The sequence below is a fragment of the Clostridium sp. AF34-10BH genome (assembly GCF_003478095.1).
Taxonomy (GTDB): domain Bacteria; phylum Bacillota; class Clostridia; order Lachnospirales; family Lachnospiraceae; genus Acetatifactor; species Acetatifactor acetigignens.
In genome coordinates, this window is sequence record NZ_QUEC01000020.1 from 36,782 (window position 1) to 49,339 (window position 12,558).

Here is a 12,558-nt window from a genome sequence, read left to right on the forward strand (position 1 = left end):
GTCATATTAATCCTGCAATAATCGCCCTCACATCTTTTATCCCCGAAAGCAATCCTCGACCTGTTTCACAATCGTTTCATCCAGCCAGCCCTTATTCGCCATATCCCGCAGGATCTCACAAGCTTTTTCGTGAGGCATGCCCTGTTTATAGGGACGGCTTTCCGTCAGTGCCTGATAGATGTCTATACAGGCCATCATGCGCTCCTGCGTGTTCAGCTCTGCGGCGGTCTTCCCGAAAGGATATCCGGTTCCGTCCAGCCGCTCATGGTGGAATGCCGCCCAGTCGCGGATCTCGTCAAAATCATCTACGCCTGACAGAATATAATAGGTATATGCCGCATGATGTTTCATCACAGCAAATTCGTCCTCCGTAAGCCTTCCCGGCTTCTCCAGGATCTCATTACCTACCGCCACTTTTCCGATATCATGTAAAGCGCCCGCCAGGTACATTTTCTGCACGGTCTCTTCATCAAAGCCCATATAGCGGCTTAGGCGCTCCGCATCCTCCGCCACACCAATGGAATGGGTGCTGGTAAAGGGTGACTTGTAATCAACGATCTGTGCAAAAAAACGGGCCAGTTCCTTGATCTGTGCGAAGCTTAGCTCCTGTTTGATGCGGGGGATTTTCTCCCACAGATTTTTCTCAAAGCTATCCTCTCCCAGTGTCAGAAAATGCGGCAGGGGAAATGCCTGCAGGAAAGCATCCACACATTCCTTGTCCACAACGGTTCCTTCATTTTTGTGAAGATATCCACAAGCTTTATTGAAAATATCCTCCGTGAAGCCCTTTGCACCGTACGCCCGGTCCAACAGATCGCCTAAATGAATGATGCGGGAAAAAAGCGGAATCTCTTCCCATGTTTTTCCAAACGGTCCACTCCCATTGGCATTTTCATGGTGATACAGAATTACATTCTTCACATCCGTATGGAAGGGAAGTCTCTGTATATTTTTTTCACCCAGGGTACAGTGAATTCCTACCTGAGAAGCTTGCGGAACATTTGCAACATCCTTATGTAATTCTTCCTGAATATACTGTGTCAGTGCATTATCATGCAACAGGGCACATGCTGCCAGATCCTGCAGGCTCTCATCGCTGATCCCCAGCTGCTCTGCCATGCAGACACTCATGTATGCCACACGCTTCGCATGTTTGTCAGACACATGTACCAGTTCTGCCTCCACACAGTCCAAAGCATACGAACAGGCTGACAGTAATCCTAAAACATCCAGTAACATTTCTATATCTCTCCAATCTATTTATAACACACCTATTATGACAATGATTTATGTAAAAAGCAAGCATATCCTGGACAATAAATTATATCAAAAAGGAGCATCTCCCGGTACTGCAGAGTTGCTCCTTCTTACTGTCCATTGATCGGATTATGTTAGCTATTGATCCTTTTAATTACTTCTTCCATTACGGGCATCGCAGGTATTGCTCCTTCTCTCTCAACACATAGGGAAGCCACCGCATTTCCAAAGCGGACACATTCTATCATTTCCTGTAAAGAATATTCTTCTATACGCTTACCGGATTCACAAATCTTATATAAAAAGCCTCCCATAAAAGAATCTCCGGCACCGGTGGTATCCACAACTTTGCTGGAATAACCTGAAACATATGCTTCCTGCTGATCCTGCAGATATACAAACGATCCTTTTTCTCCTAAAGTAATGAGTACTATTTTTGCGCCATACTCTGTTATGGTCTCTGCTGCTTTCCGAACATCCGTATAACCTGTTAATAGCTCAATCTCTTCTTCTGATACTTTAACGATATCTGCATATTCTAAAATACTTCTCATCCATTTACAGGCTTCTTCCTGTGAATCCCATAAACTGGCTCTGTAATTCGGATCATAAGAAATAATTGTTCCATTACTTTTCGCAGCTTTTAATGCAATAAACTCTGCATTTCTGGATAGTTCATATGTTAACGACAAAGAGCCTACATGAAGAATACGGCTTTGGCAGATGATATCTTTCCGTACTTCCTCAGCCTTCAGTCCGATATCTGCTCCGGGTTTTCTGGCAAACGCAAAATTTCGTTCTCCGTTATCCGCCAGTTTAACAAAAGCAAGGGTTGTAAAATAGTCTGCATCACTTATTAATCCTTCGGTTGAAACACCGCATTTATCCAAGGTTTCCTTTAAGAAATCTCCCAGGAAGTCTTCTCCTATTTTTCCGATAAATGCTGTTTGGGCACCCAGCCGTTGTGCCGCAACCACAACATTAGCAGGTGCACCTCCCGGATTTTGTGTATAAGACAATGTTTGTCTTTCACTCTCTTTTTTCCCGGTAAAATCAATCAATATCTCTCCCAGAGAGGTAATATCATAATGCCGTTTTGTCCTATATTTTATATCTACGCCTATATTTCCTTGTGGGTATAATTTTCCTGTATAGCGATATAAACCATGCTCCCACAATAATGTAAATGTATTTCCGTCTATGAGGATATCAATATCTGTTTCTTTTTCCATCATTTCACAGGGCACAGTCCGTATACCATATCTGGAAGCTCTGTCTGCCCGGTTATAATTCACGGTCATTTCTTTATTTGAAGAATCAAAGCATATTGTCACTGTATGTCTGTCTGCATCATATAGGTCAATACATAATAACTCTCCATCTCCCGGCAGATTTCCCTTCAGCTCTACCATAACCGGCTGACTTTGCGGTGGTATGTTTTCACCGGTCCAATGTTTTTCCAATGTTCTGCTGAAGACCTTCAACTCAGATTTCACTTTATCAGCCACTTTTGCGCACAAACGCCTGTTATCATCTAAATACCACACTCGTGATACATCCAATATTCCACGATAATCTTCCTCCGGACCGAAATCCCGGATCCAAGGCATCCACAGCCAGCCGCCCAGCCAGGCAACAGACCGTATTTCCCCATGCAATAACGGATATGTCTGTGCTGCATAATAATGAGTTCCAAGATCCAAGGTTCCTCTTGTCTCTTTATGGAATTCACATTTGTCAAAATCCACCTGTCCGGACAGATACAGCGTCGTTACACTGTCTTTTTCATACATCGGCGAAGTTGTCAAAAACCAGACATCATCAAGGCAGAAGGCATCCGGACATTCAAACATTCTGCCCTCACCGGGCTCTGCTTCGTACAAAATTCCGCTATACGCCCAATGGTACAGATCGGTAGAAGAGAACAGATAAATTCTTCCGCAGCTGTCCGGATGTTCAATTCTTCCGGTGGATCCTCCACAGATCATTCTCCATTTCCCTTGTGCAAAAAACACCTTGGGATCTCGAAAATCTCTTCCTCCCTTTTCCGGGACTTCTTTTATCAGCGGGTTTTCTTCTGCCTTTACGAAATGTATCCCATCCTTCGACACTGCCAGATTTTGCGTCTCAAAAATACCGGTTTCATCTTCCGTTCTTCCTGTATAAAATAAAAATAGCTGATCATCATGTACAACAACCGATCCGGAAAAACATCCGCCGTTTTTATCGTTATCATATGGCATATCGGGGACCAGTGCCGGTTCCAATTCTTCCCAGTGTATCAGGTCCCGGCTTACCGCATGCCCCCAGTGCATACTGTCCCAGTTATCATGGTACGGATTATACTGATAAAATAAATGATATTGTCCTTTAAAAAACACCAAGCCATTAGGATCATTGATCCAGCCTTTCTGTGGTGTAAAATGTAGGGATGGCCTTACGATTTCTCTCATTTTCTTATCCTTTCACTGCTCCTGCAGTCATACCACTTATAATATACTTCTGCAAAACGACATAAAATACCAATTCAGGAAGCATGATCATCAGACTCGCTGCAATGATCCCACTGTAATCCATGGAATATTGTCCTTTAAACATAGATGTCATTAACGACACGGTGTTTAAGGCATTATTCTGAATAAAGGTTGATGCAAACGGGAACTCATTGTAAATATAAACTGCATTAAAAATAATGATCGTCACGAACGTCGGTTTCATGACCGGAATCACTACTTTGGTACACAGCTTAAAAAGATTGCAGCCGTCGATAATTGCTGCTTCTTCCAATTCTCCGGGGATATCTCTCAAAAATCCGGTAAACAGTAAGGTATTGAACGAGATGTTCACTGCAACATACGGCAGGATCAGTCCCAAACGGGTTCCAAGGATTCCCATCAATGAATCAATCCGGTATACCGGAAACAGTAGCACATAAATAGGAATGCCAATCCCGACCAGCAGGAACAGATACAATGTTTCCGATGCCTTATGGTTTCGAAAAACCATTCTGGCAATTGCGAACGAACTCATAAAAGTAAATAAAATACTGAAAAAAGTAGATATTACTACCAGTAAAATCGTGTTAAAATACATTCTGGAAAAATCAATAGTATCGATCGCACGCTGATAATTTTCAAAGCTTATTGTCTGCGGCAAAGAAAGCGGACTGTTGACAATCTCATTATTTGTCTTTAATGAAAGCAACATAGCCCACAGTATGGGCATGACCAAAAGAATAATCAATCCCAGCAGACATATGTAAAAAATGACTTTTTTTATCGATATTCTCTTGTTTCTCATGTTTAACTCCTTTGCTTCCTCGTTGTGATCTTAATATAGGAAAACGAGCCCAGAATTGAAAGTAACAGAATTGCAACCGCAATTGCCATTCCATATCCATACCTTCTGGATGTAAATACTGTAAAATACATATATGAGGTAAGCAGCTCCGACTGATGAGCAGGTCCTCCGCCTGTCATCTGATATACCAGTTCATATATTTTAAATACGCCTGTTACCACCAGAACAATATTAATAATAAAGGTCTCTTTCAGCATAGGAATTGTCACATAAAACAAGCGTTGTAACAAATTGGCTCCATCAATATCGCAAGCTTCGTAAATATCTCCCGGTATTGCTTTGATTCCGGATAAAAAAATAGTTCCATGGAAACCCAGTACCTGCCATGTGAATACGATCGCCAATGACAATGGAGACCATTTAGTTCCACCGATCCATTCAATAGCAAGCATATCCAGTCCTATTTTGTGCAATACACTATTTACCAGCCCATAATTAGGATTCAGGATATATCCCCAGATAATTCCTATGATAATAGGCGCTATTACATAGGGAGCAAAAATCACCATTTTAAAAAATGCGTTTCCGTGAAAATTCTTGTTCATCAATAATGCTGCCATAAAAGATCCAACGATCAGGAATATCACACTGAATAACAATACTAAAAATGTATTTTTCAATGCGATCAGAAATAGCTTATCATGGAACATAGCAACATAGTTTTTTATTCCCACAAATGATGCTTTTCCAAGACCACTGTAGTCCGTAAAGCTATAATAACATGCGATAAACACAGGAATAATAATAAATACTGCATAAATCATAAGAGTCGGAAGCAGCATAATGATTTTTGCTTTCTTTGTACTCAACCAATACATAGCTTTCTCCCTTTCCATTCTATAGAAAAGAGCGGTATTACTTAATTTCATACCGCTCTTTTGGTTTTATCTTTCGGCACTTTGTAAATTTTCTACATAATCAGCTGCTTGTTCCGGTGTGTAAACGCCGGTCATAACACCGAAGGTAGCATCAAAATATCCATATGCCACATTGGACGAAAGTGAATTAAACGGCTCAGTTACTGCTTTCCAGTCATCATTTAATGCCGTGATCATCGTGGAAAGTACAGGATGTTGGCTCTCATCAATCTGTCCATTATATGTAGAGCACGGTAATGCCGCGGTATCCTCGGCAATGATCCTGGTTCCCTCTTCGCCGTAATAGAACTGCCAGAACTGCATAATTGCATCTAACAACGCAGGATCTTCTTCTGCTGCCTTTGAAGATACTACATAAACACCGCCGGATGCCTTGATTCCGATCTGCTGCTCATACTGGCTGTCGGAAAAGGTAGGTCCCCAGAAAAATCCGATTTTAGAAGCCATATCACTTCCCTCAAAATCACCGATATCCCATGCTCCGGAATTGAACATTGCTGCATTTCCACCCAGGAACTGCTCTTTTGCTTCAAAATATCCAATATTAGAAATGTCCTTTGTGAAAGTTCCTTTTTCACGCATTTCTTCTACTTTTTCAAAATAGTGAATAAAGTCTTCGTTATTCCAGGAAATGCTTCCATCCTTCAGACCGTCAAGCTTTTCAAAAAATCCATATCTTGCCAGCATTGTCTCAAATGCCCAGATACTGTAATTATCCTGCGCACCCACGGTCAGCGGTGTGATTCCGGCTGCATTCAGCTTATCTACCGCATCCAGGAACTCTTCATAGGTAACAGGCACTTCTTCGATTCCTGCCTGCTGGAAGAGATCTTTGTTATAATAAAATCCTACCATCATAACTTCACTGGGCATTCCCACATCTTTACCGTCAACGGTACATGAATGCACCAGTCCGGGAAGAAGGCTGTCATTGATACCATACTGATCCAATGCATCTGTCAGATCATATAAATACCCATTCTGTGCAAACTCCTTTGCGGTTGCCTGCTCCAGCCAGAAAACATCCGGAAGCTTATTTTCTCCTGCCAGTAAAGTCATCTGTGTATTATGCTCGGACACTTCTTTGCCCGTAATATCAATTTTAATCCCCGGATGGCTTTCTTCAAAAGCAGTAATAATCTTCTGCAGATGCGGCTCCTGTGCCTGAATATCAGCAACATGCTCTGCAAACTTGATCGTGATCTCTCCGGATCCATCTGCAGTCGTAGAGCTCTGCGCAGTCTCTGCGCCGCCTGTAGTTCCTTCTGCATTTCCGCATCCAGCCATTGTAAACAGCATAGCGGCCGCACAAGTAAGTGCCATCATTTTTCTCCAATACTTTTTCATCATAATTGTACCCTCCTTATTCTTGTACATGAATATCATCTAACGTCCCATACAGGATGTCAATATGTTTGCACATTTTCCCATTCTCTTCCTTCTGACTGTAGATACCCCATGCTTTTCCACAGATGAAGAAACTGGACATTTCACCTTCTATTGCAGGATGGAATGACAAGGTTCCGCGATACATATCACTTTGCAGTCCCAATAATGCATTCAGCACTCCCCAGCTTGCCATTGCTCTGCAATAATGATGACCGGACTCGATCTCACTGAACGGATTCCTCTTGTATCCGTCATAACGATCCCGAATTGACTTTACCACCGTCAGACCTTCCTCTACACAACCTGAATAAATCAGATTAACGGCTACTTCATACTCTACTCCTGTCCACACCTCTCCGGCATAGGATAACGGGAATTTAGGTCTGCCGCCTTTCGGCCAGGTAGCTACTACCATTCCATGCTCTTCATTGATTGCATATGCTCTGTGCACACTGTCCGTATGATAAAAATCCGTTTTATAATTATACTTGAATACGGATTCCATAGCAGATTTTACATGCTCTTTCGGTAAAATTTCCCCGATTCCGGCCATATATGCCAGGAACTGTCCGAGAAGCTGATCTGACAAACAGCCTTTTCCGAATTGATATTTATATTTATCAATCTCCTTCTGTACCTGAATATAATATTCTCCGTCAAACATCAGTTGATCGGCTCTTGCAGCTCCTTTTTCGTAAGCATCTGCGTATAGCTGATGATGTTCTTCATCCCCTACGATCTCAGCCATCTCTTCACAGCATTTCAGTGCTGCCAGGAAGATACTGTCCGTCATGGGATTCGGTCCGTAAAATTCAATATCATAGGTTGTATTCTGCTGACCGTCCAGTACATCATCTCCATCCAGATCCCATTGTTTCAGGGCATATTCCATTGCCAACACTACTTTGGGCCAAATGGTCTTCAAAAATTCCACATCCCCGAGATTCTTGAAATCCCGGTAGACACGAACAACACTTCCAAGTTCTCCATCACAGGCCGGAACCATTGCATACCGTTCCTGATCAAATACGGAAAACATTCGTGTAGACATGCATCCTGTCTCATCTGTTTCTCTCAAAAATTCTACATTACGCATAGTTTTTTCAAGATCCGGGAACAGAAAAGCAACCGTCTGTGCATAATTCCATACATGAGGCACACTACCGTAACCGCAGCCTATGTAGTCACGTATTCCTTCAAATCCGGCAAAGGTTCCGTCTTCCAGCCGGAAACATAAATTACTTCGAAGATTCGTAATGTTTGCAGTCAGAGCATCAATCACATAATAAGGTAATGTAGTCTTATGGAACATAGCATCGGCAAATTTTCTGCTGTCTGATTCCAGTCGTTCCTTATTATGGTATACATATTTTGCTACATCCCATGCATCTGTGAATTTTGTTGCATAGTAATTTCTTACCGTTCCGTATTCACCGCGTTGGAATTTCTCGTAGTCCTCATCAAACTCGATCCATGCCTTTACCCTGTTGGGGAAATACCATGTAATGACAAATTCGAAGGTTCTTTCTTCTCCCGGCTGAAGTTCTTCCCAGGCTCCGATGGATCCGATCTTTTCTCTTCTTTTCAGGAAACTGAAATTATGAAATTGTGCAAATTCACATCCCACACTGTCAGATACGGTCTCTTTTTCCAAAAGTCCATCACTGGTAAAGTCATCCCAGAAATCCTGTATTCCATCCACCCATTCGCCGTCAAACCACTGTGTTTTATAGGTTACATTGGATCCACTGGTCAGAATCGCCATATTTCCATACCGTAAATGATCCTCTTTCAAATGTTCGGGTGAATAATACAATCCCTTCACATCATCAAATTCCCGATATTCATTTTTTACGCTGTCGGCCAGCTTCAGGTTCTCAATAACATCATATCCCTCAAAACCGGATGCATTGGGAAGTGTGCCTACCAGGCTTACTTTTGTCGGACAGTCTGCAACATTTTTCACTGTGTATCGGATAATTGCACAGGGAATACTGGAATCGTCTGTATTTAAAGGAATAAACGGTGTATATGCTTCCATAGATACTTTTACGGGCAATTCGGAATCTTTGAAATTCACCCTTGCAAAAGGATATTCACAAATCAGTTCGGAATCTTCCATTCTTGGCAGATTTACTAATTCAGCCTGAAGATATCCGTGTGAGCTGGTATATGGCGGAACCATTCTCGATTCCAGAATTTTCGATATAGGTTTTTCCAGTTCTTTGTTTTCCGTACGAATTGCAAAAAAGGAAAGGGGAAATTTCGTATTCTTGGAAGGCCAGTTAAAAATTTCCCAGTCGAGGAACTTTCCTCTTGAATTTACAGAAAAATTACCTGTTCCGATTCCGCCCAGCAGAAAACGGACTTCCGTTGCATCCCGCTTAAAGACCCGCGGTGTTCTGTCAAATAATTTCTCTTTTGAAAATGTCTTTTTCATCTTCTCCTCCTTTTAGTTGTTCGGTTGTTCGAATAACTTGTTTTATTTTTTAACTCCCTGCTTTTGCAGAGAGTTTTTTATTTAATCTTGTTTGTTCGAATAACTTATGCTATGATATTAGCATAACGAAAATATATTGTCAATCACTTTTCAAAATGTGGGGGATTTTATGAACACCAGAACACCAAAATACATGCTTATAAAAAATGAATTTGTCCAGAAAATCGAAAGCGGATATTATCGTCCCGGCGATCTCATCCCTTCCGATAATGAATTAATGCGTACTCTAAATGTAAGTAAAAGCACTATTACACAAGCCCTGAAATGTCTGGAAGCTGAAGGATATATTATACGGCAACAAGGAAAAGGTACTTTTGTAGCAGACCGCTCCAAAGATAAAATAAACCTATCTATTTATTTATGTCCTATGGAAGATAATGAAAAACATTTTTGGATCTCTCTGATCGAACAGTTTAATCTGACATCTTCCGGTTTTTTTGTAACACCGACTTTTCTCACCAACGATAAGGCTCCTCTGCGTGACTCGCTGTTGCAAAGCTTTACCAGTGGAAATGCACCGGATATTCTGTCCCTGGACGGTCCTGATGTCCCCTATTGGGCATATATGAATTCTCTGCTGCCGTTTGATGGATATATGGATTCGTCTTTCCTATCCTCTTTTCTGTCTCCCATTGTGACACAGGGAACCTATCAGGGAAAACTATATCATCTGGGTTATACGGAATCCACTTTATGTATTCTGTATAACAAGGAGTTATTCCATTCCCTTGGTATCCGCATTCCGACTTCTGCGGAAGATGCCTGGAGCTGGGATGAGTTTCTGAATGTCTGCCATACAATACAGACCAAAACTTCTTTTCCCTATCCTTTGCTTATGGACTCCGGACGCGGTCTTTCTCCAAAATCCGGAGAATGGAACAGCTACGCCGGATTGCCATTTATCGTACAGAACAACGGCAGCTTTTTTAACGATACGCTGACGGCAACCTCTGGATATATTAACTCTCCGGCTTCCGTCGCTGCTATGAATTGGCTGGGCGAATTATTTCATAAATATCATTATACCCACGTGGAGAATCTCAGTGCCGATTTTCCTGAAAACTTTGCCATGAGTCTTTCCCTGCCCAGTGCCTATTTTCAATCGCAGAAAAGGAATAGTAATATCGGCATAATCCCTCTTCCCCATGGTATAAAAGCAGCTTCTCCCCATGGAAGCTGGGGATTATGCATGTCCAGACAGACACAATATCCCAGGGAATGTTGTGAATTTATCCGTTATGTTTTCAGTCTGCAGAACCAGTTGGAGATCAGTCAGTTAACGGGTATTCCCGTTTTAAAAGAGATTTATGACGTAATGGACAGCTTTCAGGCTGGTTCCGGCAACAGCAATATTTTATTTTCACAATTACGGAATACCTCTTTTACCAGACCGCAGACCCCCGCATATCCTTTCTTCAGTAAGCAGTTTTCCTATGCGTTTTATAATATTGCCATGGGTGCTGATGCACAAGAAGAAATGAATCACCTGGCGCAGCAGGTAGACGATCATCTTTACCGGCATAATTACTATCAACAAAGCTAATAATTTAGGCTAAGGATAAATAAATTCATTTAACCTTAGCCTATTTTCTTAAATATACAATTTTGACATTTCCTCTTCCAGTCCCCACCGCTTACAGTTCTCTGCCAACTGCGCCAGCGAATATCTGAGGTAATCCATGGGCTGTTCCTTCGTAATCTCCACGGCAAAACGAAGATTTTTATAAGTGTTCTTCATTCCCCAGATCACATCCTCCCAGGGAGTTCCCTCCGGGATTCCTTTCACGCTTTCATCTGCATAGACCACATTTTTGGCTCCCGCCTGATACAGAAGATCGAAATAGGCTTTCATTTCCACTTCGTTCAGCTTCTCGTGAATAAAAATAAGCCCTTCTCCGTATCCCGTAAATGATGCCTTGCCAAGATACCGGCACAGCATCTGCTTTAGCATCTTTTCCGCACAGGTATAGTCGCTGACTCTTCCCAATACGATCGGAGAAAAACCAATAGAATTAGCCGGAAGAGCGTAAAGCATGCCTTCGCACTCTTTTCCGGCTGTTATCATTTTCCCTGTTTTCTCAAAAATCACCAGGGATTTCTCATCATATTTTACTTTCTGCTTATAATCATAGATCTTAATGTCTGCACAAAGCTCTGAAGGGGTAAACTTTTCCATCCCGGTACCTCCGTTCGTTTCCGGAAATAAGTATACCTCTTTTGCCCTGTCAGTTCAATCCGATTCTTTTACCGAGAAATCCGAATCTCTTCTACAAAGAAATTCGTGCGATAGAGATAGCACAGTTCCTTCTCTGTGATGTAAAAGCCGTAATCGGCATTAAAATTTTCTTCGTTTTCTTCTTCAATAGAGCCTGCTGCCCGGATCTCGTCCCAGGTCTTCCCCAAAACTTCTTCCGGAGTGACTTCTTCGCCGGTGGCAACGGAGATCGTCACGGGTATGTAATAGGATAATGGATGCGCTGCTCCTGCATAATAAACCGTGTCATTAAAATGCAGGCTGACATACTCGTCATCCGCTAAAGTAATGCCATTGAATACCAGATAATTGTCATCATACCGCTGTCCCTCGGAAAGAGTTTCATCCACTAACTCATACGCTCCGGTGTGATTCTCCCCTTCCTCCTCATACTGGGTTCTGTAATTCTCATACATCTGCTGCAGATAATCATTTACCTTTGCATACTTTTCATCAGCAAAATAGAACTCATCTATTTCGAAATAATAGGTCTTTTCTTCATTATCATTGTAGAATTCTTTTACCGTGTTGGAACATTCTCCATAATCTTCCCAGGGAAGCCATGCGTCCTCATCTTCGTAAGAAGGACCTGTCGTGGATGCCGTAGTGTCGGAAACAGTCTCCGTGGATACTGTCGCTTCCATGGATTCACCAGTCTCTGAAGTGCTCTCTTCCGTTACCGCAGCCTCTGCGGATACGATAACCTCTGAACTACTACTCCCTCCCACCGGATCACTCCCCTGTGCTCCGCAGGCAGACAACCCCAGTGCCATAACTCCTGTGATAACTATTAATTTGCCCCTCATTTTGTATCTCTCCTTATGTATTTATTGTAACCGAACGCTTCCCCCGTCCATTACAGTAAAGAATTTAACATACCATTGCATCATAGTTGCATCACGTGCAACTCTTCCGATTTA

Annotated in this window: 9 protein-coding genes; 1 reads left to right on the top strand and 8 read right to left on the bottom strand. The window is 42.1% G+C overall.

Annotated features, from left to right (window positions below; translation table 11 throughout):
• Window positions 1-36: 36 nt before the first annotated feature.
• The 6 genes from DWZ61_RS13090 to DWZ61_RS13115 form a co-directional block, all read right to left on the bottom strand.
• Window positions 37-1,239, bottom strand: coding sequence for an HD-GYP domain-containing protein (locus DWZ61_RS13090; RefSeq protein WP_118538998.1), 1,203 nt, complete (start codon window positions 1,237-1,239; stop codon window positions 37-39).
• Between the two features lie 152 nt (window positions 1,240-1,391).
• The gene (locus tag DWZ61_RS13095) at window positions 1,392-3,710 is read right to left on the bottom strand and encodes a PfkB family carbohydrate kinase (protein WP_117465279.1); all 2,319 of its coding nucleotides are present in this window, start codon (window positions 3,708-3,710) and stop codon (window positions 1,392-1,394) included.
• Between the two features lie 4 nt (window positions 3,711-3,714).
• Window positions 3,715-4,557 carry a carbohydrate ABC transporter permease gene (locus tag DWZ61_RS13100; protein WP_117465278.1) on the bottom strand — a complete coding sequence of 281 codons (843 nt, stop codon included), beginning with the start codon at window positions 4,555-4,557 and terminating at the stop codon, window positions 3,715-3,717.
• 2 nt (window positions 4,558-4,559) lie between these two features.
• On the bottom strand, window positions 4,560-5,435 hold the full coding sequence (locus DWZ61_RS13105; protein ID WP_117465277.1) for a sugar ABC transporter permease: 876 nt from the start codon (window positions 5,433-5,435) through the stop codon (window positions 4,560-4,562).
• 66 nt (window positions 5,436-5,501) lie between these two features.
• On the bottom strand, window positions 5,502-6,845 hold the full coding sequence (locus DWZ61_RS13110; protein WP_181968624.1) for an extracellular solute-binding protein: 1,344 nt from the start codon (window positions 6,843-6,845) through the stop codon (window positions 5,502-5,504).
• Window positions 6,846-6,858: 13 nt separating this feature from the next.
• Window positions 6,859-9,324 (bottom strand): GH116 family glycosyl-hydrolase, encoded by a 2,466-nt coding sequence (locus DWZ61_RS13115; protein WP_117465275.1) that lies wholly within the window; start codon window positions 9,322-9,324, stop codon window positions 6,859-6,861.
• A 169-nt stretch (window positions 9,325-9,493) separates the two neighbouring features.
• Here DWZ61_RS13115 and DWZ61_RS13120 point away from each other — a divergent pair, with 169 nt between their 5' ends.
• Window positions 9,494-10,927, top strand: coding sequence for an extracellular solute-binding protein (locus tag DWZ61_RS13120; protein ID WP_118539000.1), 1,434 nt, complete (start codon window positions 9,494-9,496; stop codon window positions 10,925-10,927).
• Between the two features lie 48 nt (window positions 10,928-10,975).
• Here the strand turns inward: DWZ61_RS13120 and DWZ61_RS13125 are convergent, their stop codons facing one another.
• Both DWZ61_RS13125 and DWZ61_RS13130 read right to left on the bottom strand, forming a co-directional pair.
• Window positions 10,976-11,560 carry a rod shape-determining protein gene (locus DWZ61_RS13125; RefSeq protein ID WP_118539002.1) on the bottom strand — a complete coding sequence of 195 codons (585 nt, stop codon included), beginning with the start codon at window positions 11,558-11,560 and terminating at the stop codon, window positions 10,976-10,978.
• Between the two features lie 68 nt (window positions 11,561-11,628).
• A complete protein-coding gene (locus DWZ61_RS13130; protein WP_118539004.1) occupies window positions 11,629-12,444 on the bottom strand; it encodes a hypothetical protein in 816 nt (271 codons plus the stop codon).
• Window positions 12,445-12,558: the final 114 nt, after the last annotated feature.